The sequence below is a fragment of the Streptomyces sp. NPDC048349 genome, assembly GCF_040651925.1.
Taxonomy (GTDB): Bacteria; Actinomycetota; Actinomycetes; order Streptomycetales; family Streptomycetaceae; genus Streptomyces.
In genome coordinates this window covers 80,484-106,444 of the sequence record NZ_JBEZLA010000015.1, presented here as the reverse complement: position 1 = coordinate 106,444, position 25,961 = coordinate 80,484, and the positions used below count along the sequence as shown (strand labels likewise).

General features: G+C 73.0%; 25 protein-coding genes. 14 read left to right on the top strand and 11 right to left on the bottom strand.

All coding sequences use genetic code 11. From position 1 onward, the window contains the following. Positions 1-98 precede the first annotated feature (98 nt). The gene (locus AB0D44_RS11450) at positions 99-869 is read left to right on the top strand and encodes a hypothetical protein (RefSeq protein WP_362587950.1); all 771 of its coding nucleotides are present in this window, start codon (positions 99-101) and stop codon (positions 867-869) included. 70 nt (positions 870-939) lie between these two features. Here AB0D44_RS11450 and AB0D44_RS11445 read toward each other — a convergent pair whose 3' ends face one another. Beyond that, entirely contained in the window at positions 940-1,455 is a 516-nt protein-coding gene (locus AB0D44_RS11445; protein ID WP_362587947.1) for a hypothetical protein, read from the bottom strand. Between the two features lie 32 nt (positions 1,456-1,487). Beyond that, a complete protein-coding gene (locus AB0D44_RS11440; protein ID WP_362587944.1) occupies positions 1,488-2,603 on the bottom strand; it encodes a magnesium and cobalt transport protein CorA in 1,116 nt (371 codons plus the stop codon). A 393-nt stretch (positions 2,604-2,996) separates the two neighbouring features. Here AB0D44_RS11440 and AB0D44_RS11435 point away from each other — a divergent pair, with 393 nt between their 5' ends. The 4 genes from AB0D44_RS11435 (at position 2,997) to AB0D44_RS11420 (ending at position 5,935) form a co-directional block, all read left to right on the top strand. Beyond that, positions 2,997-3,581 carry a suppressor of fused domain protein gene (locus tag AB0D44_RS11435; RefSeq protein ID WP_362587941.1) on the top strand — a complete coding sequence of 195 codons (585 nt, stop codon included), beginning with the start codon at positions 2,997-2,999 and terminating at the stop codon, positions 3,579-3,581. A 58-nt stretch (positions 3,582-3,639) separates the two neighbouring features. After that, positions 3,640-4,284 (top strand): DUF6758 family protein, encoded by a 645-nt coding sequence (locus tag AB0D44_RS11430; RefSeq protein WP_362587938.1) that lies wholly within the window; start codon positions 3,640-3,642, stop codon positions 4,282-4,284. 90 nt (positions 4,285-4,374) lie between these two features. After that, a complete protein-coding gene (locus tag AB0D44_RS11425) occupies positions 4,375-5,238 on the top strand; it encodes a PHP domain-containing protein (protein WP_362587935.1) in 864 nt (287 codons plus the stop codon). Between the two features lie 91 nt (positions 5,239-5,329). Continuing rightward, positions 5,330-5,935: a MarC family protein gene (locus tag AB0D44_RS11420; protein ID WP_362587932.1), complete on the top strand. Its 606-nt coding sequence runs from the start codon at positions 5,330-5,332 to the stop codon at positions 5,933-5,935. Between the two features lie 102 nt (positions 5,936-6,037). On the opposite strand, the gene AB0D44_RS11415 is transcribed toward AB0D44_RS11420, so the two are convergent. From AB0D44_RS11415 to AB0D44_RS11405, 3 genes are all read right to left on the bottom strand, one after another. Further along, complete coding sequence (locus tag AB0D44_RS11415; RefSeq protein WP_362587930.1) at positions 6,038-6,190, bottom strand: hypothetical protein; 153 nt, start codon at positions 6,188-6,190, stop codon at positions 6,038-6,040. Between the two features lie 93 nt (positions 6,191-6,283). After that, positions 6,284-7,156, bottom strand: a complete 873-nt coding sequence (locus AB0D44_RS11410; protein ID WP_362587927.1) for an alpha/beta fold hydrolase — start codon at positions 7,154-7,156, stop codon at positions 6,284-6,286. A gap of 102 nt (positions 7,157-7,258) precedes the next feature. Then, positions 7,259-9,184 (bottom strand): DEAD/DEAH box helicase, encoded by a 1,926-nt coding sequence (locus AB0D44_RS11405; protein ID WP_362587924.1) that lies wholly within the window; start codon positions 9,182-9,184, stop codon positions 7,259-7,261. Between the two features lie 451 nt (positions 9,185-9,635). On the opposite strand from AB0D44_RS11405, the gene AB0D44_RS11400 reads away from it, so the two are divergent. Beyond that, positions 9,636-10,394, top strand: coding sequence for a ferritin-like fold-containing protein (locus AB0D44_RS11400; RefSeq protein WP_362587921.1), 759 nt, complete (start codon positions 9,636-9,638; stop codon positions 10,392-10,394). A gap of 170 nt (positions 10,395-10,564) precedes the next feature. On the opposite strand, the gene AB0D44_RS11395 is transcribed toward AB0D44_RS11400, so the two are convergent. The 4 genes from AB0D44_RS11395 to AB0D44_RS11380 form a co-directional block, all read right to left on the bottom strand. Continuing rightward, positions 10,565-10,867 (bottom strand): hypothetical protein, encoded by a 303-nt coding sequence (locus tag AB0D44_RS11395; protein ID WP_362587918.1) that lies wholly within the window; start codon positions 10,865-10,867, stop codon positions 10,565-10,567. 132 nt (positions 10,868-10,999) lie between these two features. Then, the gene (locus AB0D44_RS11390; protein WP_362587915.1) at positions 11,000-11,227 is read right to left on the bottom strand and encodes a DUF3107 domain-containing protein; all 228 of its coding nucleotides are present in this window, start codon (positions 11,225-11,227) and stop codon (positions 11,000-11,002) included. A 134-nt stretch (positions 11,228-11,361) separates the two neighbouring features. After that, positions 11,362-12,012, bottom strand: a complete 651-nt coding sequence (locus AB0D44_RS11385; protein ID WP_362587912.1) for a TetR/AcrR family transcriptional regulator — start codon at positions 12,010-12,012, stop codon at positions 11,362-11,364. Positions 12,013-12,138: 126 nt separating this feature from the next. After that, the gene (locus tag AB0D44_RS11380) at positions 12,139-12,357 is read right to left on the bottom strand and encodes a hypothetical protein (protein WP_362587909.1); all 219 of its coding nucleotides are present in this window, start codon (positions 12,355-12,357) and stop codon (positions 12,139-12,141) included. Positions 12,358-12,487: 130 nt separating this feature from the next. On the opposite strand from AB0D44_RS11380, the gene AB0D44_RS11375 reads away from it, so the two are divergent. The 7 genes from AB0D44_RS11375 to moeZ all read left to right on the top strand — a co-directional run bounded on the left by AB0D44_RS11375 (position 12,488) and on the right by moeZ (position 20,611). Then, entirely contained in the window at positions 12,488-13,456 is a 969-nt protein-coding gene (locus AB0D44_RS11375) for an alpha/beta hydrolase (protein ID WP_362587906.1), read from the top strand. A gap of 5 nt (positions 13,457-13,461) precedes the next feature. Beyond that, positions 13,462-14,868 (top strand): DUF3152 domain-containing protein, encoded by a 1,407-nt coding sequence (locus tag AB0D44_RS11370; protein ID WP_362587903.1) that lies wholly within the window; start codon positions 13,462-13,464, stop codon positions 14,866-14,868. A 184-nt stretch (positions 14,869-15,052) separates the two neighbouring features. After that, on the top strand, positions 15,053-16,645 hold the full coding sequence (locus tag AB0D44_RS11365; protein ID WP_362587901.1) for a DUF3492 domain-containing protein: 1,593 nt from the start codon (positions 15,053-15,055) through the stop codon (positions 16,643-16,645). Then, positions 16,642-17,613, top strand: a complete 972-nt coding sequence (locus AB0D44_RS11360; protein WP_362587899.1) for a hypothetical protein — start codon at positions 16,642-16,644, stop codon at positions 17,611-17,613. The genes AB0D44_RS11365 and AB0D44_RS11360 overlap by 4 nt, the downstream gene beginning before the upstream one ends. After that, a complete protein-coding gene (locus AB0D44_RS11355) occupies positions 17,610-18,617 on the top strand; it encodes an NAD-dependent epimerase/dehydratase (RefSeq protein ID WP_362587896.1) in 1,008 nt (335 codons plus the stop codon). Before AB0D44_RS11360 ends, AB0D44_RS11355 begins: the two co-directional genes overlap by 4 nt. After that, positions 18,605-19,369: a spherulation-specific family 4 protein gene (locus AB0D44_RS11350; RefSeq protein WP_362587893.1), complete on the top strand. Its 765-nt coding sequence runs from the start codon at positions 18,605-18,607 to the stop codon at positions 19,367-19,369. The genes AB0D44_RS11355 and AB0D44_RS11350 overlap by 13 nt, the downstream gene beginning before the upstream one ends. Before the next feature lie 63 nt (positions 19,370-19,432). Further along, a complete protein-coding gene (gene moeZ / locus AB0D44_RS11345; RefSeq protein ID WP_362587890.1) occupies positions 19,433-20,611 on the top strand; it encodes an adenylyltransferase/sulfurtransferase MoeZ in 1,179 nt (392 codons plus the stop codon). A gap of 101 nt (positions 20,612-20,712) precedes the next feature. Here moeZ and AB0D44_RS11340 read toward each other — a convergent pair whose 3' ends face one another. Both AB0D44_RS11340 and AB0D44_RS11335 read right to left on the bottom strand, forming a co-directional pair. Then, positions 20,713-22,308 (bottom strand): alpha/beta hydrolase, encoded by a 1,596-nt coding sequence (locus AB0D44_RS11340; protein ID WP_362587888.1) that lies wholly within the window; start codon positions 22,306-22,308, stop codon positions 20,713-20,715. A 277-nt stretch (positions 22,309-22,585) separates the two neighbouring features. Continuing rightward, on the bottom strand, positions 22,586-25,399 hold the full coding sequence (locus AB0D44_RS11335; RefSeq protein ID WP_362587885.1) for a lysylphosphatidylglycerol synthase transmembrane domain-containing protein: 2,814 nt from the start codon (positions 25,397-25,399) through the stop codon (positions 22,586-22,588). Between the two features lie 110 nt (positions 25,400-25,509). Between AB0D44_RS11335 and AB0D44_RS11330 the strand changes: the two genes are divergently transcribed. After that, positions 25,510-25,902, top strand: coding sequence for an MGMT family protein (locus AB0D44_RS11330; RefSeq protein ID WP_362587882.1), 393 nt, complete (start codon positions 25,510-25,512; stop codon positions 25,900-25,902). The last annotated feature ends 59 nt before the right edge of the window (positions 25,903-25,961 follow it).

Here is a 25,961-nt window from a genome sequence, read left to right as displayed (position 1 = left end):
CCGTCCGCACGGGGTCCCTCCGGGGGGTTGGCGGCCGCCGGCCCCCGGCCGGGTACGCTGCCTGCTGCTCGCAGACGACCGACGAGAGGCACTCGCACGTGACCGCCTACTTCCCTGCCGCGCGGCTGCGCCGGGCCGCCTTCATCGGTGCGTTGTGCGCGGGCCTCGCCGTCACCGGTACGGGCTGCGGGGACGATCCCGACGAGGGCACGAACGGGATCGGCAAGCTCTCCGCCGACAAGATCGAGGCGAAGGCGAAGGCGGCGGCCACCGAGGCCGACTCGGTGCACCTGTCCGGCACGCTGGTGAGCGGCGGCAAGTCCTTCACCCTCGACATGCGGCTGAAGTCGGACGGCGGCTCCGGCGAGGTGAAGTCCCAGGACGACACCTTCCAGCTGCTGCGGGTGGGGGAGCAGCTGTACCTGAAGGCGAGCGCGGCGTTCTGGGGCCAGTCCGACTCGGCCGGGAAGCTCGGCGACAAGTACGTGAAGGTGCCGGAGGGGGACCCCTCCTACAAGCAGTTCCGCGGCTTCACCGACATGGACGTCCTGCTGGACGGGCTGCTGGGCCTCGAGGGCCGGCTCGCCAAGGGCTCGTACACGAAGGTCGGACACACCCGCGCGGTCCAGGTCACGGCGGACGCCGGCAAGGGCGGCAAGCTCTCGGTCTCCCTCGAGGGGACCCCTTACCCCCTGCTCATGGAGCGCGCGGGCGGCGCCGGCCGGGTGGAACTCGCCGAGTGGGGCAAGGCCTTCCCGCTGGATCCGCCCGCGCAGGACCAGACCGTCGACTACGGCTCCCAGCTGCCCACGACGAAGGAAGGCGAGACCAAGGGATCCGGCCAGGGCTCGAACCCGGCCGGCCCGTAGCCCCCGCGGGCCTCCACGGACCGCGGGCGGCGCGGGCTTGACCGGCACGTGGTGAACGAGACGGTACGACCTAGGGGCGGGCGGACTTCTTCCGCTTCAGCAGGAGCTTCGGCAGGTGCGCCGGAATCGGCCTGCGGGTGATCGCGGGCGAGGCCAGCGGGGCCGCGGCCAGCGAGCCGGCCGGCAGCTCCGTGCGGACCGACTCCGGCTCCAGCCGCAGCAGGCGGCACTCCCTCGCCCAGCGCTCGGTCATCTCCTCCGAGTCGGGCGCGTTCAGCCGCTTGCCCTTGAGCTCGGCCACCGCGGCCGTCCACTCCTCGCCGTGCGGCACGAGCTCCCGTACCGTCGCGGTCCAGGCCACCAGCCGGCCGCCTTTGTCCTTGCTCCGCACGGTCACCTCGGCGCCCCCGCCGTCGGCGAGCCCCGGGAACGGCTGCTCGCCGGGCCCGTCGCCCAGAACGTGTGCCGCGCCGTCCACCCAGGCGTGCCACAGGGCGCGGTCCGCCCCGGTCCCGCGGACCCAGATCAGGCCGGACTTCTTGGTGGCCTCCTCGACGAGGGCCAGGTCGAGCGCGCTGAGAGTCATGCGCACCAGAGTAGGGGAGGCCCGTTCGGGGCTCAGAGCCAGCCGTGGCGGCGCAGCGTCCGGTGGATGGTGAAGCAGATGCCGACGATCGAGGCCATCACCATCGGATAGCCGTACTTCCACTGGAGCTCGGGCATGTGCTCGAAGTTCATCCCGTACACCCCGCAGATCATCGTGGGGACCGCGATGATCGCCGCCCAGGAGGTGATCTTGCGCATGTCCTCGTTCTGGGCGACCGTGGCCTGCGCGAGATTGGCCTGGAGGATCGAGTTCAGCAGCTCGTCGAAGCCCACCACCTGCTCGTGCACCCGCGCCAGGTGGTCGGCGACGTCCCGGAAGTACTTCTGGATGTCCGGGTCCACGAGCCGCATCGGCCGCTCGCTGAGCAGCTCCATCGGGCGCAGCAGCGGGGAGACGGCCCGCTTGAACTCCATCACCTCGCGCTTGAGCTGGTAGATGCGGCCCGCGTCGCCGCCGCGCGCGGTGCCCTTGGCGGGGGCGGCGAAGACCTCGCTCTCCACTTCGTCGATGTCGTCCTGGACGGCCGCCGCGACCGCGATGTACCCGTCGACGACGTGGTCGGCGATGGAGTGCAGGACCGAGGAGGGGCCCTTGGAGAGGAGGTCGGGGTCGTCCTGGAGGCGGTGGCGCAGCCCCTTGAGGGACCCCTGCCCGCCGTGCCGGACGGTGATGACGAAATCGGGGCCGGTGAAGCACATCACCTCGCCGGTCTCCACCACCTCGCTGGTGGCGGTCAGTTCGGCGTGCTCGACGTAGTGGATCGTCTTGAAGACGGTGAAGAGGGTGTCGTCGTAGCGCTCCAGCTTCGGCCGCTGGTGCGCGTGCACGGCGTCCTCCACCGCTAGCGGGTGCAGGCCGAAGGTGGCGGCGATCCCCGCGAACTCCGCCGCGGTCGGCTCGTGCAGGCCGATCCAGGCGAAACCGCCGTCCTCGCGGACGCGGCGGATCGCCTCACGGGGCGTCAGACACGCGGGCCCCAGCACGCGCCGGCCGTCGCGGTACACGGCGCAGTCGACCACGGCGCTGCTCGCCGACGGGTCGCGGGTGGTGTCGTATCCCGACTGGGCCGGGGTGGACTTGCGCAGCGACGGGCGGACGGCCGCACGCAGGTAGGGCAGCATCGACATGGCAGGCTCCTTCGCGCGCACGGCTGCGGACCGTACGGGTGGGAGACCCTCCGCCGGTGCGGGCGGGCATGCCCGGGCAGGGGGAGGGAACAGGACGGGAGGACAACGTTCTGCCGTCGCTCTTCTACTGATCAGGAGATCAAAGGGGGCTGGAGGCGCCCGTCACAGAAGCGGAAGAGCGATTGGTACTGCACGATCGACTTCGATCCATCGCAGCCCCACCTCCTCCGGCCGGTCCCCCGTGGGGGACGTCCTGTCGCCGGGGGTTGCCGCTGCACACGACATGCCATCAGCGCTTCTTCAGCGCGGCCCCGACCAGCTGTCAACACTATCAGCCGACGGATGGTCAAGATGCTTCCTTTACCCGGCGGATACGAGTTCTATGCTCGCTCCATGGCAGAAATTCTGGCCCTCGTGGAGGCTCGGCTGTGCACCGCGTTCGGCGTACCCGACGCACGCGCCGCCGTCACCTTCCTGGGCACCGACCGCATCGAGGTACTGCGCTTCGCCGAGGGCGACCTCGTGCGGTACGCGACCCTCGGGATGTCCGCGCACCCCATGACCGATCCGACCGCCGTCGTCGCCGACCCCGTCCGCGGGCCGCGCGCCGAGCTGGTGCTGACGGTGCGGGGCGGACTGGCCCCCACCGACAAACTGCTCAGGCCGCTGGCGGTTCTGGCCGCCTCCCCGCAGGTCGAGGGACTGATCGTCGCCCCCGGGGCCTCACTGGAGGTCGGCGAACCGCTCTGGGAGGGCGCGCCGTTCAGCTCCGTCCTCGTTGGCGAGCCCGGGGGCCTGGTGGAAGACCTCGAGCTGGACGAGCCCATGGACCCGGTGCGGTTCCTCCCCCTCCTGCCCATGACGGCGAACGAGGCCGCGTGGAAACGGGTGCACGGTGCGGCCGCGCTCCAGGAACGCTGGCTCGCGCGCGGCACGGATCTGCGGGATCCTCTGCGTACCGCAGTCGCACTGGACTGAGCCCGGACGGGTGATCGCGTCTTGACGGCGCGCCGGGCGGGGAGGAGCGTGGCTTCTTATGAGGGGCGAACCAAGTTGCCCGAAGTGCGGTGGCCGGGTCAGAGCGCCCGGTCTCTTCTCCGACTCCTGGCAGTGCACGGTGCACGGCGCCGTCTACCCTCTGCAACCGGTGATCCCGCCCAGCGTCGAAGGCCTGAGCGTGGTCGCGCACCGCACGCAGGTGCCGGTGTGGATGCCGTGGCCGCTGCCGGTGGGCTGGCTGTTCACCGGGGTCGCCTCCGCCGGAGACGACCGCAGCGGGGGACGGGCGACGGCCGTGGCCTGCTCGGGTCCCGGCCCGCTGGGCGGCATGGGTGAGCTGCTGCTGGTCGCCGAGGAACTGGGCGTGGGGCTCGGCGCGCGGTTCGCGGGCATCGACGGCCCGGACCCGGGCCCGCACATCGACGTGTCGGCGCCGCCGCACGCCAAGGTGGTCGCGGCAGGCCGCCCCACACCCCTGTGGCACCTGGGCGGAGTCCCCGACGACCGGGCCGTCTTCGCGGGGGAGGCGCGGGGCCTGTGGCTCTGGGCGATCGTGTGGCCGGAGCAGTCGGGCCTCCTCATGTACGACGAGCTCGTCCTCACCGACCTGCGCGACGCGGGAGCCGAGATCGAGCTCCTGCCGTGCGGTGCACTGAGCCCGCGCATCCTCGGGCCCGGCTAGAGCCCGCGGGTCCACTGCTCGGGGGGACCTGCGGCCCGGTTATCCTGGAGCTTCCGTCCCCCGTCCGTACCACCACCCTGGAGCCCGGCTGTGCGCATCGACCTGCACACCCACTCCACGGCGTCCGACGGTACGGACACCCCCGCCGAGCTGGTGCGGGGTGCCGCCGGGGCGGGGCTGGACGTGGTCGCGCTGACCGACCACGACACGGTGGGCGGATATGCCGAGGCCCTCGCCGCGCTGCCCGCCGGGCTGACCCTGGTGACCGGGGCGGAGCTGTCCTGCCGGCTCGACGGGGTCGGGCTGCACATGCTCGCCTACCTCTTCGACCCCCTGGAGCCCGAGCTGGCCCGTGAGCGGGAGCTCGTACGGGACGACCGCGCTCCCCGCGCCCAGGCCATGGTCGGCAAGCTCCAGGCGCTCGGCGTCGACGTCACCTGGGAGCAGGTGGCCCGGATCGCCGGTGACGGCTCCGTGGGGCGGCCGCACATCGCGACCGCGCTGGTCGAGCTGGGCGTCGTACCCACCGTCTCGGACGCCTTCACCCCCGACTGGCTGGCCGACGGCGGGCGCGCGTACGCCGAGAAGCACGAGCTCGATCCCTTCGACGCCATCCGCCTGGTCAAGGCGGCCGGCGGGGTCACCGTCTTCGCCCACCCCGCAGCCGTCAAGCGCGGCCAGTGCGTGCCCGAGGCCGCGATAGCGGAGCTGGCGGCGGCGGGCCTGGACGGCATCGAGGTGGACCACATGGACCACGACACCGCCACCCGTGCGCGGCTGCGCGGCCTGGCGGCGGAGCTCGGCCTGCTGACCACCGGCTCCAGCGACTACCACGGCAGCCGCAAGACCTGCCGGCTCGGGGAATACACGACCGATCCCGAGATCTACGGCGAGATCACGCGCCGTGCGACCGGGGCCTTCCCGGTGCCGGGCGCCGGCGGACGCGAGGGGTAGCGAGCCCAGCTCGGCTCCACCCGTCCCACCCCTTTCCCGCTCCCTTTTCTGCGCGTCCTTTTCGCGACACCCCTCACTGCAAGGCATCACTGTGTTCGATTTCGCCGTCTTCGGATCCCTTTTTCTCACGCTTTTTGTGATTATGGACCCCCCGGGGATCACGCCGATCTTCCTCGCCCTGACCTCCGGGCGTCCCGTCAAAGTGCAGCGCAAGATGGCCTGGCAGGCGGTCTGCGTGGCCTTCGGCGTCATCGCGGTCTTCGGGATCTGCGGCCAGCAGATCCTGGACTACCTGCACGTCTCCGTCCCGGCGCTGATGATCGCCGGTGGTCTGCTGCTCCTGCTCATCGCGCTCGACCTGCTCACCGGCAAGACCGACGAGCCCAAGCAGACCAAGGACGTCAACGTCGCCCTCGTCCCGCTGGGCATGCCGCTGCTGGCCGGTCCCGGTGCGATCGTGTCCGTGATCCTGGCCGTGCAGAAGGCCGACGGGTTCGGCGGCCAGGTCTCGGTCTGGTGCGCGATCATCGCGATGCACGTCGTGCTGTGGCTGACGATGCGCTACTCGCTGGTGATCATCCGGGTCATCCGGGACGGGGGAGTGGTCCTGGTGACGCGGCTCGCCGGAATGATGCTCTCCGCGATCGCCGTCCAGCAGATCATCAACGGAGTGCTCCAGGTCGTCCGCGGCGCCTGACGCGCGCGACGCCCCCGGCGTGCCCGCCCGCCGCGGACGTGCGAACGCCCCCGCACCGGTTCCGGTGTGGGGGCGTCTACGTCCGTGCGGTGTGTCAGGGCGTCAGCAGGACGCCGTCGCAGCCGGTCGGATTAGGATGCGCTGGCCTATGGCCGCTGCCTGCTGCACGATCCGGTTGACGGAGGCCGCGTCCACGACGGTGCTGTCCACGGCGGTTCCGTCGACGTCGTCCAGGCGCAGAATCTCGAAGCGCATGGGGCTTCTCCCTTCGTCAGTGTTCTCCTTGCACAGGTGATAACGAAGTGTAGAGGGCAAACATTCCCTACGCTAAGGAAATTTTTTCACTGGCTAACGACTGGGCTCGGGTGAACCGGTGCAGGAATCCCAGAACGCCGCCAGTGCACCCGCTGTGACCAGCGGATATTCCGCATTCGGGGAGTGCTCGGCGCCCTCGACAATCACACGGGAAGCACTCAGGCGCTCCGCCATGTCGTCCATCAGCGGCACCGGCCAGGCGTAGTCCACGCTTCCGGACAGCACCAGCTTGGGCAGCGGGACGGCCGCCAGCTCCGCGATCCGGTCCGGCTCGCTGATCAGCACCCGGCCCGACGCGATCAGCTGCTCGGGGACGGTGGCCAGCCACCGCTCGCGCAGGAACTCCGCCAGCTCGGGCGAGTCGGGGACGGCGTCCTCGGGATCCTGGCCGCGCATGGCCTCCCACACCGCAGGCATGTCCTCGCGCAACGCCTCCAGGGCCGCCACCAGCAGCTTCGTACGCGCCTGCTGCTCCTCGCAGATCGCGGCGGGCCCGCTGCTCATCAGCGTGAGCGAGGCGAAGGCGGAGGCGTCGCGGAGCACGGCGGCGCGCGAGACCAGCCCGCCGAAGGAGTGCCCGACCAGGTGCACCGGGCCCGCACCCAGCGCGGCGGCCTGGGCGAGGACGTCCCCCGCCAGCTCCTCCAGCGCGTACGCGCCCTCCTCGCGCGGCCCCGGGCTCTCGTACTGGCCGCGCCCGTCCACGGCCACGGCGCGGTACCCGGCGTCGGCCAGCGGCTCCAGGAGGCCGATGAAGTCCTCCTTGCTGCCCGTGAACCCGGGGACCAGCAGGGCGGTCCCGCGGACGGGCGCCCCGGCCTCGTGGACGGCGAACGCGCCACGGGCGGTGTCGAGGAGGTACGCGCGGGCGCGCGGGGGCAGGGTCAGGCGCGGCGGCTTGCTCATACGGCTCACGTTACTGGCCGGTCGCCACCGTGGTTCCGCGGGAGGGCGATACGCCGATGGCCCGGCCCCCCTGGACGGGGAGCCGGGCCATCGGGCGGGTGCTTACGCCTCCGGAGCGGCCGCGGCCTTGCGGGTGCGGGTGCGCTTCGGCTTGGCCGGGGCCTCCTCGGCCGCCGCGGCGGCGGCCGGAGCCTGCGGGGCGGCCTCGGCGACCTTGCGGGTCCGGGTGCGGGTGGCGCGGGCCTTGACGGGCTCCACGGGCGGGGCCATCTGGAAGTCCGGCTCGGGGGCCGCCTCGACGACCTTGCGGGTCCGGGTGCGGGTGGCGCGGGCCTTGACGGGCTCCACCGGCGGGGCCATCTGGAAGTCCGGCTCGGGAGCCGCCTCGACGACCTTGCGGGTGCGGGTGCGCTTCGGCTTGGCCGGGGCTTCCTCGGCCGGGGCCTCGACCACGGCCGCGTCGGCGACCGCGGCGACGGCCTTGCGGGTGCGGGTGCGCTTCGGCTTGGCCGGAGCCTCCTCGGCCACCGCGACCGCAGCGGCGGCCTCGACGACCGGCACGGCCTCGACGGCCTGGGCCGGCACCGCGCCCACACGGGTGCGGCGGCGGCGCGGCCTGCGCGGCTCCTCGGCGGCCGGAGCCTGCGCGGCCCCGTCCACGGCGGGAGCGGCCGCGGCCTCGGAGCCCAGCTCGGCACCACCGCGCGTACGGCGGCGCTGACGCGGCGTACGGGTGCGCGCGGGGCGCTCCTCCGTCACGACGGCGGCGGCAGCCGGACCACGGTCGCGGCCGCCACGGCCACCGCGGCCGCCGGTCTCGCCCAGGTCCTCGAGGTCCTCGGCCTTCAGGCCGGCCCGCGTGCGCTCGGCCCGCGGCAGGATGCCCTTGGTGCCGGCCGGGATGTCCAGCTGCTCGTACAGGTGCGGGGACGTGGAGTACGTCTCCACCGGGTCGTGGAAGTCCAGCCCCAGCGCCTTGTTGATCAGCTGCCAGCGCGGGATGTCGTCCCAGTCGACGAGGGTGACGGCGATGCCCTTGTTGCCCGCGCGACCGGTGCGGCCCACACGGTGCAGGAAGGTCTTCTCGTCCTCCGGCGTCTGGTAGTTGATGACGTGGGTCACACCCTCGACGTCGATACCGCGGGCGGCGACGTCGGTGCACACCAGCACGTCGACCTTGCCGTTGCGGAACGCGCGCAGGGCCTGCTCGCGCGCGCCCTGGCCCAGGTCGCCGTGGACGGCGCCCGAGGCGAAGCCGCGCTTCTCCAGCTGCTCGGCGATGTCGGCGGCCGTGCGCTTGGTACGGCAGAAGATCATGGCCAGGCCGCGGCCCTCCGCCTGGAGGATGCGGGAGACCAGCTCCGGCTTGTCCATGTTGTGCGCACGGAAGACGTGCTGCGCGATGTTGGCGACCGTGGCGCCCTCGCCGTCCTCGGAGACGGCGCGGATGTGCGTGGGCTGCGACATGTACCGGCGGGCCAGACCGATGACCGCGCCCGGCATGGTCGCCGAGAACAGCATGGTCTGGCGCTTCGGCGGCAGGTAGTTCATGATCTTCTCGACGTCGGGCAGGAAGCCCAGGTCGAGCATTTCGTCGGCCTCGTCGAGGACCAGCGCGCGCACGTGCGACAGGTCGAGCTTCTTCTGGCCCGCCAGGTCGAGCAGGCGGCCCGGGGTGCCGACGATGATGTCGACGCCCTTCTTGAGCGCCTCGACCTGGGGCTCGTACGCGCGACCGCCGTATATGGCGAGGACGCGGACGTTGCGGACCTTGCCCGCGGTCAGGAGGTCGTTGGTGACCTGGGTGCACAGCTCGCGGGTCGGAACCACCACGAGGGCCTGCGGGGCGTCGGTCAGCTGCTCGGGCTTGGCCCGGCCCGCCTCGACGTCCGCGGGGACGGTGACCCGCTCCAGCAGGGGAAGGCCGAAACCGAGCGTCTTGCCGGTTCCGGTCTTGGCCTGGCCGATGACGTCCGTGCCGGAGAGGGCGACGGGGAGGGTCATCTCCTGGATCGGGAAGGGGGACACGATGCCGACGGCCTCGAGGGCTTCGGCGGTCTCGGGGAGGATCCCGAGGTCTCGGAACGTAGTCAGGGTGCTGCCTCTTCTGTGAGACGCGGCCCGAGGCGGCGAAGGGGGTCGTACCGTGCCTGGCTGTGCCGTACTTCTACGTACGAAGCTGCGCGGGACCACTGCCGTCGCTCAAGCGCTCGTGCCGCTGAGGGGGCCCCTCGTGCGGGGAGGCACGCATGTGCGTACACACCACACCTTTGAGGGCGGTCGGTTTGGAGCCGATCGGGCCACCGACCGGGCATCCTCATTCGGATGGCCCGCCGAGTATCCGGCAGGCGCATTACCACTGTACCCCGGAATCGCGCAGCTGTGTCGGGCGAATTCATCACCGCGGCACGTTTGGGCAGACCGGCGGTGACCAGCCGCGGTGACTTGGGGCCGCATGCGGCGGGCTATTGTGCGGAGCATGTCGACCGTAGAAAACGCCACGCCCGCCGACGACGGCACCCCCGCCGGAGCCGTGGGCATCGCCGCCCAGGACTGGGCGGCCGCCTCTGCCTCGCCGCAGTACCGGGCCGCCGTCGTGGACCTGCTCGGCGCCCTCGCGTACGGAGAGCTCGCGGCCTTCGAGCGCCTCGCGGAGGACGCGAAGCTCGCGCCCACCCTCGACGACAAGGCCGAGCTCGCCGCCATGGCCTCCGCCGAGTTCCACCACTTCGAGCGGCTGCGCGACCGGCTCGCGGCGATCGACGTCGAGCCCACGGCCGCCATGGAGCCCTTCGCCAAGGGCGTGGACGACTTCCACCGCCAGACCGCGCCGTCCGACTGGCTGGAGGGCCTGGTCAAGGCCTACGTCGGCGACTCGATCGCCAGCGACTTCTACCGCGAGGTCGCCACGCACCTCGACACCGACACCCGGGCCCTCGTGCTCGGTGTGCTCGACGACACCGGCCACGGCAACTTCGCCGTCGAGAAGGTCCGCGCGGCCATCGAGGCGGACCCGCGCTGCGGCGGCCGCCTCGCGCTGTGGGCCCGCCGGCTGATGGGCGAGGCCCTCTCGCAGGCCCAGCGCGTGGTCGCCGAGCGCGACGCGCTCTCCACCATGCTGGTCGGCGGAGTCGACGGGATGGCCGCCGGCTTCGACCTCGCGGCCGTCGGGGAGATGTTCACCCGGATCACCAAGGCGCACACCAAGCGGATGGCGGCCCTCGGCCTCGCCGCGTAGCAGCTGACGCCCGACGTACGCCGGCCCCGGCACGGAACCGTCCGTGCCGGGGCCGGCGTGCGCCAGGGACCAGATGTCGGTTGTCAGCTGTCAGCTGTCAGCCATCTGCGGTCAGGTGTCAGGTGTCAGGTGTCAGACGTCAGGGTCGCGATCACGGTCGCGATCAGGGGTCAGCCCCGGGTCGGGAGCGAAAACGGAGTCCCGTGCGCGGGCCTGCGGGGCCCGGCGGCCGGTCGGAGCAGCAGGGACAGCACCACCGCGGACACCAGGACGGCCCCGACGAAGGTGGCGGTCAGCGTGTTGTGCCCCGGGCCGAGTGCGAAGTGCGTCAGATACGCCCCGAACAGCGCCCCCAGCACCCCGCTGACCAGCACCACGCGCAGGGCGGGCAGTCTGCGGGCGAGCATGCGCGCGGCCGTCGCGGACAGGGCGAGGCCCAGCAGGGCGGAGCCGAGCACTTCCATCAGCAGCATGAAATCCCTCCCACACATCAGGGCAAACGCCGTCACTGCCGTCCTACCCGAAGCGGAAGACACGGAAACGGCCCGGTGGGATCAACCACCGGGCCGTTTCGGACAGTTCTCGGCACGTCAGGTGCCACCGCGTCAGAGCGCTCCGAAACCGACCTTGCGCGTGCTCGGCTCGCCCAGGTCGACGTACGACAGGCGGTCCGACGGCACCAGGACCTTGCGGCCCTTGGTGTCGGTGAGGCTGAGCAGCGGCGCCGTACCGGACAGCGCGGCGGCGACGATGTTCTCCAGCTCCTCGGCGCTCAGGTCGCTCTCCAGCACGATCTCCCGGGGTGCGTGCTGCACGCCGATCTTGACCTCCACGGCTTTGTCCCTCCGACGGTCCGGTTCGCGCGATCAGCCGCGCCGTACGCGGTCCACATTAGCCCGGAGAGGGGACGGGAACCGCTCGCAGCGGACACGCTCGCAGCGAACAGCGCACGCGGCCGACCGGCGGATCAGCCTTCGGCGGCCTGCTCGCTGCCGTGCAACGGGAAGCCCGCGATACCGCGCCAGGCCAGCGAGGTCAGCAGGCCCACCGCCGTGTCCCGGGCGACCGGGCTCTCGCTGGACAGCCAGTAGCGGGCCACCACCTGTGAGACCCCGCCCAGGCCCACGGCCAGCAGCATCGACTCGTCCTTGGACAGGCCGGTGTCCTCGGCGATGACGTCGGAGATGGCCTCGGCGCACTGGAGCGAGACCCGGTCGACGCGCTCGCGCACGGCCGGCTCGTTCGTCAGGTCGGACTCGAAGACCAGCCGGAAGGCGCCGCCCTCGTCCTCCACGTACGCGAAGTACGCGTCCATCGTCGCGGCCACGCGCAGCTTGTTGTCGGTCGTCGACGCGAGCGCCGTGCGCACGGCGAGCAGCAGGGCCTCGCAGTGCTGGTCCAGCAGTGCCAGATAGAGGTCGAGCTTGCCGGGGAAGTGCTGGTACAGCACCGGCTTGCTCACCCCGGCCCGCTCCGCAATGTCGTCCATGGCCGCGGCGTGGTAACCCTGCGCGACGAAGACCTCCTGCGCCGCGCCCAGCAGCTGGTTGCGCCGGGCCCGGCGCGGCAGTCGCGTGCCCCGCGGACGCGCTGCCTCGGTCTGCTCGATGGCTGTCACGCCGCCTCCCACTTTCTCTAAGAACACAGTGCGCTCTGCGCCGCGCCGCCATCGTACTTTTCGGTAACCGGATCTGGTGGGTTCAAGCCGAGTTTTCTCGCGGTACGGACCGGTCGGAGGCGCTGGTCAGCGGTAGTCGTCGTCGTCCAGGGGCACCACCCTGGCCTGCTCCACGGCGTCGCCGTCATTGGCCTCGCCGCGCTCCACCCCGGTGACGCGGTCGTCGTCCTGTGACGGCTCCACCTCCGTCAGCTGCTCCGCAAGGTCCGCCTCGGGCGCCTCGGGGTCGATGACTTCCGGAATCGGCTCCCGGAAGGTGTCCGGCTCCGCCGGGTCGACAGTCATACCGCTCCCCTCGCTTCCTTGTGTTCAGTACGAGCCTAGGAGGCTTGCGGATACCCCGCTATACGGATCGCCATGCGGCTGTGACCGCGAACACAAGGAGACCGGCGTGATCGTCTCGTAACATTGCCGCATGTCTTCGACCGAGCTGCCGGGTGTACGGTCCACCGCCGAGCCCTCCGCCCCGGCGGGAGCGGTCCGGGTGGCCGAGGGAGAGCAGCTGCGCACCGTCGCGCTGCCCGGGCTGGAGCTGGCCGTCCGGGTGCGCCCGCCCGTCCGCACGGACCTGCCGCCCGCCCTGTTCGTCCACGGACTCGGCGGTTCCTCGCAGAACTGGTCGGACCTCATGGAGCGGCTGGCCGGCACCGTGGACGGCGAAGCCCTCGACCTGCCCGGCTTCGGCTGGTCCCCGCCGCCCGCCGACCGGGACTACTCCGTCACGGCGTTCGCCCGCGCGGTCATCCGGCACCTCGACGCCGCCGGACGCGGCCCGGTCCACCTGTTCGGCAACTCCATGGGCGGCGCCGTCTCCACCCGCGTCGCCGCCGTCCGGCCCGACCTCGTGCGCACCCTGACGCTCGTCTCGCCCGCACTGCCCGAACTGCGCGTGCAGCGGTCCGCCGTGCCGACCGCGCTGCTCGCCGTACCCGGGATGGCCGCGCTGCTGGGCCGGATCGCGCAGGGCCTGACCGCCGAACAGCGCACCCAGGGGGTGACGGAGCTCTGTTACGGAGACCCCTCCCGGGTGACACCGCAGGGGTTCCGCAACGCGGTCGAGGAGATGGAGCGGCGGATGGCGCTCCCGTATTTCTGGGACTCCCTGACCCGCTCCTCCCGCGGCATCGTCGACGCCTACACCCTCGGCGGGCAGCACGGACTGTGGAGGCAGGCGCAGCGGGTACTCGCGCCGACCCTGCTGGTCTACGGTGGCAGGGACCAACTGGTCTCGTACCGTATGGCGCACAAGGCGGCCGCTGCCTTCCGGGGCTCGCGGCTGCTGTGCCTGCCCGAGGCCGGGCACGTGGCGATGATGGAGTACCCCGAGGTGGTCGCGGCCGCCTTCCGGGACCTGCTCCGGGACACCGAAGACGGCAGAGGCTGAGGACCGTGGGACGACATAGTCGCAAGGCCCCCCCGCCTGCTCCGGCGCCCACCGCCGCCCCGGCCCCCGGCCCCCGGTCCCACGAGCCGCCGTACGGGCAGACCCACGGCCACGCGCAGGAGCAGGCGTACGGGCAGCCCTACGCGCGGCCGCCGGTCTACGAGGAACGCACCCGGTCGTGGCCCGAGACCACGGTCACCCACCGGGGTTACGTGCCCGAGGAGCGGCCCGTCCCCGGTGGCCACCCCCAGCAGCACGAGCCCGGCGGCGCGTGGGGAACCGGATCCGGCTCCGTGTACGGCGACTGGCGCGGCGTCCCGCGCGCCCGGACCGCGACCGCCGCAACCGCCCTGCTGGACGGCGACACCCCGGCCTTCGGTACCCCCGCGGTCGGTTTCCCGCAGGTCACCCTGGCCCCGCCGGCGACGGCCGAGCCCCCCTCCGTCCCGGCCGCTCCGGCCCCGGTCGCGGCCCCGGACCGCGACCCCGTCACCTCCACCGGTTCGCACCGCCGCGTGCCCGGGCCGCGCAAACCGGCCGACGCGCCCCTGGCGGAGCCGCAGCGGCCCGGCTCCGGCCGCGGCACGAAGGTGCGCACCTACGGCGGCATGGCCGCGGCGGCCGTCACCACCGTCCTCGCCGTCGTCGTCGCGGGCCAGGTGCTCTCCGACGGCGAGACCGTCCGGCACGGCGCGCTCACCGCACCCGACGACGGCCGGGCCGACGAGGCGGCTTCGCGTTCCGACGGGCGTCCGACGCCCGACGCCGCCGTGCAGGCGCCCTCGCAGGCACCCGTGCCCGCGCAGGAGCTCACGTACGAGCAGAAGATGGCCCAGCAGCTCCCGATCGACGAGAAGCTCACCGGCTCCGGCGTCTTCGACACCGTGCCGGGCGTGGCCAAGGCCCCCGGCAAGGGCCGCCTCGTGCGTTACCGGGTCGACGTGGAGCAGGGCCTGGGCCTGGACCCGCAACTGTTCGCCGAGGCCGTGCACCGCACCCTCAACGACGACCGCAGCTGGGGCCACGGCGGCACGAAGACCTTCGAGCGGGTACCGGGCGGCGAGGCCGACTTCGTGATCACCCTGGCCAGCCCCGGCACCACCGGCAAGTGGTGCGCCAAGTCGGGGCTGGACACCACCATCGACAACGTGTCCTGCGACTCCGCCGCCACCGACCGCGTGATGATCAACGCGTTCCGCTGGGCCCAGGGATCCGCCACCTACGGGCCGGACCAGATGGTCGCCTACCGTCAGATGCTCATCAACCACGAGGTCGGCCACCGGCTCGGAAACGGCCACGTGAGCTGCCGTACGCCCGGCGCGCTCGCCCCGATCATGCAGCAGCAGACCAAGTCGCTCGACATCGACGGCATCCAGTGCAAGCCCAACCCCTGGGTGTTTCCCGGCAGTTGACCGGGCGCTCCCCGCGTAGCGCGCTCGAACGCGAACCGTACGGGAAAGTTACGACTCTTCACCCCTTCCGGTGGCGCGACGGACAACCGTCCGTCGCGCCTTCGGCATATCCGCTTGAGTTCTTCCGCGGCGGGGTCGCCGGACCGACGGCGACCGCCTGGACGGGAGATCGGGGGTGCCACTCGTGCGGATCGGACTGCTCACGGAAGGTGGTTATCCGTATGCGACGGGAGAGGCGAGGCTCTGGTGCGACCGGCTCGTGCGCGGACTCCCGCAGCACGAGTTCGAGCTCTACGCACTGAGCCGCAGCGCCGGGCAGGAGCGCGCGACGGTCCCGTTGCCCGAGCACGTCACCCGGGTCCGGACCGCCCCCCTGTGGGCCCCGGCCGACGACGGGCGGACCTACTCCCGGCGCGAGCGCCGGCGGTTCGCCGATGCCTTCCGGGAACTGGTCCGCGGGATCTGCGCCGGCGAGGCACCCGCCTTCGCGGCCGGACTGTACGGGCTCGCCGGACTCGCCCGCGAGCAGGGCAGCCTGTACGCGGCGCTGCGCTCCGAGTCCGCCGTTCGGGCGGTGGAGTCCGCCTGCCGGGCACCGGGCGCCGGGCGGACCGTGCAGACGGCCCAGGTCCCCGACCTGCTGGAGTTCGTGGACGAACTGGAGCGGATGCTGCGGCCGTTGTCCCTTGACTGGTACGAGGAGAACGCCCGGCTGGGGAGCCTCGGCGCGGTCGACGTCTGCCACGCGGCGGCGGGCGGGGTCGCGGCGCTCCCCGGCCTGCTGGCCAAACGCTTCTTCGGGGTTCCGCTGCTGGTCACCGAGTACGGGGTCCAACTGCGCGCCCACTACCTCGAGCAGCGCCCGGAGGCCCGCCCCGCCCTGCGGGCCCTGCTCGCCGCCTTCCACATCCGGCTCGCGGGCGAGATCTACGCCCGGGCCGACCTGCTGACCCCCGGCAACGCGCACGCCCGGCGCTGGCAGGAGCGGTGCGGGGCCGCCCGCGACAGGCTGCGGACGGTCTACCCCGGGATGGAGGCGGACCGATTCGCCACCGTCGGGGAGTCGGCGGACCGCGGGGACCCCGACACCCTGGTATGGGTCGGCCGCATAGAGCCGGCCAAGGACCTCATCGCCCTGCTGCACGCTTTCGCGGAGGTCCGCAAGGCCGCTCCGACGACCCGCCTGCGCATCTTCGCCACGGCCGCGGCCCCCGGCTACCTGTCCGACTGCCGCTCCCTGGCCGCCCAGCTCTTCCCCGACGAGGCCGCCGACGCCGTCACCGTCGGGGAGAACCCCGTCACCTTCGAGGAGATCGGCGGACCCGACGCGCCCACCCCGGCCGAGGCCTACGGCGCCGGGAGCGTCGTCGTCCTCTCCTCCGTGATCGAGGGCTTCCCGGTCACCCTGGCCGAGGCGATGCTCTGCGGCCGGGCCACCGTCTCCACCGACGTCGGCGCCGTCTGCGAGGTCATCGGCGGCACCGGGCTCGTCGTCCCGCCGCGCAACCCGAGGGCGCTGGCCGACGCCTGCCTGGCGCTGCTCGGCGACCCCGAGCGCGCGCACCGGCTCGGAGCGGCCGCGCGCGCCCGGGCCCTGGAACTGTTCACCGTCGAGCAGAACGTGGCCGCCTTCCAGGAGATCTACCTCAGGCTCCTCGCCACCGGAGCCGCCCGGCCGGACGCGGAGGTGCCCTTCGCCCGGCCCGCCGAGGCGCGCGTGCCGGGCCACTGGACCAGCCCCACCTGGGCCGAACCGCTGCCGGAGGCGACCGTATGACCACCGTCGAACCCGAAACCCCCGCCCCGCCCGCGCCGCCGCCGCAGGCGGGCCGGCGGCGGACCGGCGCGGACCCCGTCAAGGCGCTGCTGCACCGGCACCGCGAGCTGTGCGAACGGGCCGTCGACCCGCTGGAGATCGCCGCCGGACTGGAGGCCCACGGGATCACCGACCGCACGGCCACCCGCTTCCGGCACCGGGACGTCTTCTCCCTCGCCGAGGAGCTCTACGCCCGCACCCCGCACGGGGAGGCTCCCGCCACCGCGCTCGCCCCCCTGCCGGCCGGACCGTCGGCGCTGCGCGGCCTCGGCTGCGCTCTGCTGCCCGGCGCGCTCGCCTTCGGCGCGGCCGCCGCCGCCCCGGCCTGGGCCGGGCCCGCCGCCGTGACCGCGACCGCCGCCGCGCTGGTGTGGCCCGGACGGGCCGCCGGCGGCCGGTTCCCCTACGCCGCGCACCTGCTCGCCGCGGCCGTCGCCGGCTGGGCCGCGCACCGGCACGGCACCGCCCTCGCTCTCGGCCTCGCCCTGGCCGTCGCCCCCGGACACCTGGTCGCCGCCGCCTTCGCCGCCCGGGCCCGGGTCCGGGTCGCCGGGAGCCGGGCCCTGGAGGAGTTCGCGGACCGGGTCCGGCCGCTGCTCCTCGCCGCCGTCGCGGTGTTCGCCGGGGCCGCCGCCGGGGCGGCCGCGGTCGCCGGAGCCCCGCTCGCGGCGGCGCTGCCGCTCGCCCTGCTGCTGTTCCTGACCAGGCTGCTGCTGCGGCACGGAGCCCACCGCGGCCCGGTCGCCGCCGCCCTGGCGCTCGCCCTCGTCCCGGTCCCGGCGGCGGCCTCGGCCGCCGCCGCGGGACTCCTCGTACACGCGGTCCTCGCCCTGTCCCGCGCATCCGCCCATGCGCGGCCCCATCCACCCACCCGCAAGGAGAAACAGAAGATGACCGGCCAGCCAACCAACCAAGGGGCCACGCGATGAGGGTGCTGCTGATCGGAGCCAACGGATACCTCGGCCGCTACGTCGCCGACCGGCTGCTCGCCGACCCCGCCGTGCAGCTCACCGCCCTCGGCCGCGGCGACGACGCCGACGTCCGCTTCGACCTCGCCACCGGGAGCCCCGGAGCGCTGACCCGCTTCCTCGACGCCGTCCACCCCGGCGTCGTGATCAACTGCGCCGGAGCCACCCGCGGCGGAGCCCGTGAGCTCACCCGGCACAACACCGTGGCCGTCGCCACCATCTGCGAATCGCTGCGCCGCAGCGGCTGCGGGGCCCGGCTCGTCCAGCTCGGCTGTTCCGCCGAGTACGGGCCCAGCCAGCCCGGATCGTCGACCGCCGAGGACGCCGTGCCGAGACCCGGCGGGCCGTACGGGGTCAGCAAACTGGCCGCCACCGAGCTGGTGCTCGGCTCCGGGCTGGACGCCGTCGTGCTCCGCGTCTTCTCGCCCGTCGGCCCCGGCACCCCGGCCGGCTCCCCCCTCGGCCGCCTCGCCGAGGCCATGCGGCGCGCGATGCAGTCCGGGGACGGGGAGCTCAAGCTCAGCGGGCTCGGCGTGCAGCGCGACTTCGTGGACGTACGGGACGTGGCGCGGGCCGTGCACGCCGCCTCCCTCTCGGCCGCCCAGGGCGTGGTCAACATCGGCACCGGCCGCGCGGTACGGCTGCGCGACGCGGCCGGCGTCCTGGCCCGCGTCGCCGGGTACGGGGGCGCCCTGCACGAGCTCGACGTCCCGCACGGCGGGCCCCAGCAGCACGCGCACCCCGGCCGGCCGGCCGGTCTCGCCGCCATCGGGTCCCCCCGATCCGAGGCGACCGCCGAACAGCTCGCCGCCGCGGCACCCCAGCCCTATCCCTACCCCGACGGCTGCGGGGCCTGGCAGCAGGCCGACGTCCGCACCGCCCGCGACCGGCTCGGCTGGCGGCCGCGGATCAACCTGGAGGAGTCCCTCGCGGACATCTGGATGGAGGCGGCGTGCCGTATCTGACCACCCCGCCCGGGGCCGCGACGACCGCCGCGACCGAGGCCGGCCGCCTCGGCCTCGGCGTCCCCGGCTACGCGCACCCGCTGCTCGCGCCCGTCGAGTGGGCCGAGCTGACCCGCCCCGGCACCCCGCTGCACTGGGCCGTGCTCAACGTCACGGACGGCCCTGGCGGGCGGCCCGACCCGCACTGCACGGAGGCGGCCGCCAAGCTGCGCGGCGCGGGCGCCGCGGGCCCCTGCCTCCTCGGCCATCTCGCCATGCGGGACGGACTGCGGTCCTTCGGCGAGCTGGTCTCCGACGCCCACCGCTTCCGCGACTGGTACGGGGTGGGCGGCTTCTACCTCGCCGACGCACCGGCGGACAAGGCCGGCCTCGCCTCGGTACGCCGGGTCGCGGACACCCTGCGCGGCCTCGGCGAGGACGTGCGGATCGTCCTCGGGCACGGCACGCACCCGTACGAGGGCTACCTGGAGGCCGCCGACCAGTTGGTCACCTTCTCCGGGGCCTGGGCCGACTACCGCTGGTCGCAGGTGGCCGAGTGGACCGCCGACCATCCGGCTGAGCGGTTCTGCCACCTCGTCCACGGGGTGCCGCGCACGCACCTGGAAGAGGCCATGCGGATCGCCCGCTGGCAGGGCGCGGGCACCATCTGGTTCACCGACCGGCGCGGCGCGGCCGACCGTGACCCGTGGGCCTCCATGCCCGCGTACTGGGACGAAATCGTCTCGCGGATCGGGACGGGTGTCTTGGAATGAAGACGGGCGTGGCAGTGTTACGGGAAGAACCACCGTTGAGAAATCACCATCTACGGAGTCCCCGTGTCGCTGCCACCCCTGGTCGAGCCAGCTGCTGAGCTCACCGTTGACGAGGTTCGTCGGTACTCCCGCCACCTGATCATCCCGGATGTCGGGATGGACGGCCAGAAGCGTCTGAAGAACGCCAAGGTGCTGGCCGTGGGCGCGGGCGGTCTCGGTTCGCCCGCGCTCATGTACCTGGCCGCGGCGGGCGTCGGAACGCTGGGCATCGTGGAGTTCGACGAGGTCGACGAGTCGAACCTGCAGCGCCAGATCATCCACAGCCAGGCGGACATCGGCCGTTCCAAGGCCGAGTCGGCCCGCGACAGCGTGCTGGGCATCAACCCGTACGTGAACGTGGTCCTGCACGAAGAGCGGCTCGAAGCCGAGAACGTGATGGAGATCTTCAGCCAGTACGACCTCATCGTCGACGGCACGGACAACTTCGCCACGCGCTACCTGGTCAACGACGCCTGCGTGCTGCTGAACAAGCCGTACGTGTGGGGCTCGATCTACCGCTTCGACGGCCAGGCCTCGGTGTTCTGGTCCGAGCACGGCCCCTGCTACCGCTGCCTGTACCCGGAGCCCCCGCCGCCGGGCATGGTCCCGAGCTGCGCCGAGGGCGGCGTGCTGGGCGTGCTCTGCGCGTCCATCGGCTCCATCCAGGTCAACGAGGCGATCAAGCTCCTCGCGGGCATCGGCGAGCCGCTGGTCGGCCGCCTGATGATCTACGACGCCCTGGAGATGCAGTACCGCCAGGTCAAGGTGCGCAAGGACCCCGACTGCGCGGTCTGCGGCCCGAACCCGACCGTCACCGAGCTCATCGACTACGAGGCCTTCTGCGGCGTCGTGTCGGAGGAGGCCCAGGAGGCGGCCGCCGGCTCGACGATCACTCCCAAGCAGCTCAAGGAGTGGATCGACGACGGCGAGAACATCGAGATCATCGACGTCCGCGAGATCAACGAGTACGAGATCGTCTCGATCCCCGGCGCACGGCTGATCCCCAAGGGCGAGTTCCTGATGGGCACCGCCCTGCAGGACCTGCCGCAGGACAAGCGCATCGTCTTGCATTGCAAGACGGGTGTCCGCAGTGCGGAAGTCCTCGCGGTCCTGAAGTCCGCGGGCTTCTCGGACGCGGTCCACGTCGGCGGCGGCGTGATCGGCTGGGTCCACCAGATCGAGCCCGACAAGCCGATCTACTAGCAGTCACCCGAAGGGGCCGTACCGCGCGTGATGCGGGGTACGGCCCCTTCGGCGTGCCGGGGGTGTTCCGGGCCGGGGTCTTCCGGGGCGGGCCGGGCCGGTCAGACGGGGGAGCCGGTCGGGGTCGCGGCCGGGGTCGCCGTCGGGTTCCCGGACGCGGTGCAGACGGTCCCCTGGGCGGGCTCCTTGCCCTCCAGCAGGTACGCGTTCACCGCGCTCTGCACGCAGGTGTCGCCGCTGTTGTAGGCGCCGTGCCCCTCACCCTTGTAGGTGAGCTCCACGCCGACGCCGGGGCCGAGCCGCTCCACCATGCGGCGGGCGCCCTCGTACGGAGTGGCCGGGTCGCCGGTGTTGCCGATCACCAGGATCGGGGCGGCCCCCGGGGCGGAGACGTCCGGGGTCTCCCAGGCGCCCGCGACCGGCCAGCCGGTGCAGCTCAGCATCGCCCAGCCGAGGAAGTCACCGAAGACGGGAGAGGCCGAACGGAACGCCGGCAGCTTGGCCTTGGTCTCCGCCAGCGTGTAGCGCTCCTTCGAGTCGGCGCAGTTGATCGCGGCGTTCGCCGCGCTGAGGTTGCTGTAATGCCCTTGCTCGTCCCGGCCGTTGAGCGCGTCGGACAGGGCGAGCAGCAGTTGGCCCTGCCCGCCCTCCGCCTCGTCGAGGCCCTGCTCCAGCAGCGGCCACAGCTCCTGCGAGTACAGGGCCTGCGCGATGCCGTTGGTCGCCTGGGTCTCGGTGAGCTGCCGGTCGCCGATGCCCGGGATGGGCTTGGCGGCCAGGTCCTTCTGCAGCTTGATGATGTTCGCCTCGATCTCCTTGGCGGTGCTGCCCTGGAGCCTGCACTCGTCGCCGCGGTCGACGCAGTCCTGGGCGAAGTTGTCGAGGGCGAGCTGGAAGCCCTTCGCCTGGCCGAGCGCGCTGGCCTCGGAGGTCTTGGTCGGGTCGACCACGGCGTCGAAGACGGCCCGCCCGACGTTCTTCGGGAAGAGGTGGGCGTAGATCCCGCCGAGCTCGGTGCCGTAGGAGATGCCGAAGTAGTGCAGCTTCTCGTCGCCGAGGGCCTGGCGGATGCGGTCCATGTCGCGGGCGGCGTTCGAGGTGCCGACGTGGGGGAGGAGCTTGTCGGAGTTCTTCTTGCAGGCCTGCTGGTAGGTCCGGATGATCTCGACGTAGCGCTGTTCCTCCTGCGGGGTGTCGGGGGTGAAGTCCTCGGAGAGGTAGGCGTCCAGCTGCTTGTCGTCCTCGCAGCGGACGGGGGCACTGCGGCCCACCCCGCGGGGGTCGAAGCTGACCAGGTCGTACCGGGCGCGCAGCGCCTCGAACTCCTTGGCGGCGCCGGGCAGGGTGGTGATGCCGGAGCCGCCGGGGCCGCCGAAGTTGAAGACGAGGGAGCCGATGCGGTTCTTCTGGTCGCGGGCCTTGGCGCGGATCAGGGCGATCGGGAGGGTCTCGCCCTCGGGCTTCGCGTAATCGAGCGGGACGTCGAGGGTCGCGCACTGCCAGTCCTTGGGCGGTGCCTGGCCGCCGCCCTCCAGCGGGGTCGGTGCCGGGCATTCGCCCCACTTGAGGGGCTTGGCCTCCTTGGCGCCGCCCGCCGTTGTCTTCTTCCCGTCGCCGTCGTCGGAGCAGCCGCCGGTGGCGAACAGGGCGGTGGCCAGTGCGGCGGCGGCGGTGACCCGCCAGGTGTCTCTCGGCATGCCCCCAGTCTCGGCGCCCTCGGCCCCCCGCGCCCCTGCGCTGACCCGAACGGGGTCCCTCCGGCCCCTCTGGCCCCTCTGGCCCCTCTGGCCCGTCCGGCCCGTCCGGCCCGTCCGGCCCGTCCGGCCCGTCCGGCCCGTCAGGCTGCACCGGAGCCCATACCGGGGCCGACGGCGTGTGAGGCGCGGGGGCGGGGGCGGAGTCCCGGGAGGCCGCGGCGGAGCCGGGCCCGGCGGCGCGGCCGAGCCCCGGGGACCCCGTCGACCGAGCCGGAGGCTAGATCGCTTCCTTGCGGGTCAGGAAGTTGAACGAGATCCAGCCCGGCAGCACCGGCAGCCAGAACGTCATCAGGCGGAACAGCAGGACCGCCGAAATGGCGACCTCCTTCTCCAGGCCCGCCGCGATCAGCCCCAGCGTCAGCGTGGTCTCGACCGCGCCCATACCGCCCGGCGTCGGCGCCGCCGACCCCAGGGCGTTGCCCGCGAGGAACACCACCGCGATGCTCGCGTAGCTGATGGCCTGGCCGCCCCCGAACGCCCGGATCGACGCGTCCAGGCACATCACGAAGCAGCCCGTCAGCAGCAGCATCCCGCCGATGCCCGTCACCAGCTTCTGCGGCCGCTGGAGCACGTCCAGCATGCGCGGCACGACCCCGGCGAACAGGGCCCGCACCCGCGTCGCGACGAACTTCCGCATGAACGGCACCGCCGTCACCACCAGCACCAGCACCGCCACCGTCAGCAGACCCGCGATGACCGTCCGGGACGGGGTCATCTCCGGCGTCTTCTCCGTCCCCGTCAGGTAGCCGAAGGACAGCAGCAGGAGGATGTGGCTCGCCAGCCCGAACAGCTGCGAGGCGCCCACGCTCGCCACCGCGAGCCCCGGCCGGACCCCCGCCCGCTGGAGGAACCGCGTGTTCAGCGCGACACCGCCCACCGCCGCCGGAGCCACCAGCTTCACGAAGGACCCGGCGACCTGCGCGACCACCGTCCGCAGGAACGGCACCCGCTCGGGCACGAAGCCCAGCAGGCTCATCGCCGCCGCCACGTAGCTCAGCGCCGAGAAGGCCAGCGCCGCCCCGACCCAGCCCCACTGCGCCTCGCCGATGATGGTGGCGAAATCCACGTGGGCGAGCTGCGTCAGCAGGAAGTACGCGCCGAAGGCGCCCGCGATGAACGACACCAGCGTGCGCGGCCGGATCCGCTCGAGGCGGGCCGGTTCCACCGGAGCCTGCGGGCGGATCAGCAGCACCTGCTGGCGGATCTGGCTCAGCAGGTCCTCCTCACGGGCCCCGTCCAGCGCGTCGTCCAGCGCCTTCTTCTCCGCCTTGCGGTCCGCCGCGGGGCTGCTGGCGGAGGCGTCCGCCTCGCGTGCCGCCTTCGCCGCACGCGAGGACTCCAGTACGGCCTCCCGCTGCCGTTCGGCCCGCTCCCTGGCCAGCTTGCGCAGGGTGGCCCGGGTGGAACGGCTCAGCGCGATCGGCTGGAGCAGCGGCAGGCAGTCCGCCACCGCGTCCGGGCCCAGTACCGAGACCGCCGAGGCCACCGCCCGCTCCGCGCCGACCCGCAGGCCGAGCGTGGTCAGCAGCTGGGCGATGTCCATCCGGAGCACCAGGTCGCCCGCCGCGATCTCGCCGCCGCGCAGGTCGGTGAGGATGACGTTGCCGGAACGATCCACCACCAGGGCGTCTCCGGTCAGCCGCCGGTGCGCGATCCGCCGCGACTGCAGGGCCCGGACCTGCTCCCACGCGTTGCGGCTCAGCCCGTCGGTGATCTCCTCGTCGGACAGGGAGTCCAGGGTCCGGCCGCCCAGGTGCTCGTACACGAGCATCACGGCGTCCGGGCCGAGCTCGGAGGTGGCGATCAGCTTCGGCGCGTTCGCCCCCGCCGCGATGGCGGCGTACGCGAGCAGCGCCTCCTGCTCCAGCGCCTGGCGCAGCGACTGCAGACTGCGCCGGGTGGTGATGCCGCGCAGGGTGAGCCGGCGCCAGACCCGGTAGAAGAAGCCCTGCGCCTGCTGCTCGCGGTCGACCACGGTGACGTCGAGCGGCGGGCCGTCCTCCAGGGTGACGTGGTAGCGGCGGCCCCGGTCGCTGACCTCGGAGGCCTCCGGGCCGCCGCCCTCGGTGACCTCGGCGCGCATCGCACTGACCGGCCGGAAGCCGACCCGGCGCAGTCCCGCGAGGAGGGTCTGCCCGGTGGGGCGCACATTGGGCGAGCCGACGGCGTACAGCGTCCCGTACGCGACGCACCAGCCGATCAGCACGGTGAGGATGATCGAGAAGGGAGTGGTGTAGCCGCTGACCAGCATCGTGAACGCGTCCATCAGCAGGACCACCCACAGGGCCACGCGCCAGCGCGGCCGGCGGGTCATCCCGACCGCCGTCATGTACGCGATCACGGGCGCGAGGTAGCCGTGCACCGGATCGGTCAGCGCCCCGCCGGCCCCGGCGGAACGGGTCAAGGCGTCCTGGATCGTGTCCGGAGCGGCCTGCGAGACCCACAGGTCGGTGGCGAGGGTGACCCCGTGCGCGAGGACGGCGGCGAGCACCCCGTCGGCGATGCGCAGCCCGTCGCGTTTGATCAGCCGCTCGATGGCGAAGGCCACGGGCAGCAGCAGCACCGCGATGCTCGACACCAGCGCCGCGACCTTGATCAGCAGGTCGGGCGCCTGGCCGGTGCCCTTGTTGATGTCCTCTTCCAGACCGACCGTGGTGCCGTGGGCGAAGGCGGCGATGGCGAGGACGACGGCGATCCCGAGGATGCCGACGAGCAGGCGGACGAGGTCGGACGGGCGGTGCACGCGGGCGGCGAGCAGCGGTTCGTCGACCTCGACGCGGTCGGCGTCGGTGGGGGCGTGCCCGTGCCCCTCCCGTTCCTCTTCCTCGCCGCCGGAGGCACCGGAGGCACCGGAGGCACCGGAGGCCTCCGAGCCGCCGGCTGCCCTGCTCGAGCCGGCGGACAGGGGTCTGGGCCGGGGGGCGGGGCCGTCGTCTGGGCGCGTCGCGTCGTCGTCCGCCGCCGCGCCGTCCGGAGGGCTCACACCCTGCTCCTTCGTCGTCACTTCCGTCTCTTCTTGATCACGTATCACCAGTCACCGCCCGCAAGATGGTGGCACGGACCGACCTGCAAGCGGGGCATCAGGGTGCGCGCCGGTACGGAACCTTGTCTTCCGCCACCGGCCGTCCGCCGTGCTGCACCATGGGCCGAATGAGCGAGGAGCTGCCCGCCTACGCGGAGCACGTGCTGGAGTTGGCCGAGCGTATTCCGCCCGGCCGGGTGATGACGTACGGAGACGTCGCCGAGTGGCTCGGCGAGGGCGGACCGCGCCAGGTCGGGCGCGTCATGGCCCTGTACGGCGGCGCCGTGCCCTGGTGGCGCGTGGTGCGCGCGGACGGGGTGCCGCTGCCCGGCAGCGAGCGCCGCGCCCTGGAGCACTACCGGGCCGAAGCCACCCCGCTGCGCCTGACGGCGGGCGGCGAGCCGCGGCTCGACATGCGCCGGGCACGATGGGACGGCGGCGAAGACCGCGGGGAAGACCGCGACGAAGACCGCGGGGGCCGCACCGGGGACCGCGACGAGACTCACACCTGACAGCTTCGGCCATGTGCGGCCCGCACGGGCGGTCGAGCGCCCGTGCGAAGGCCCGTCCG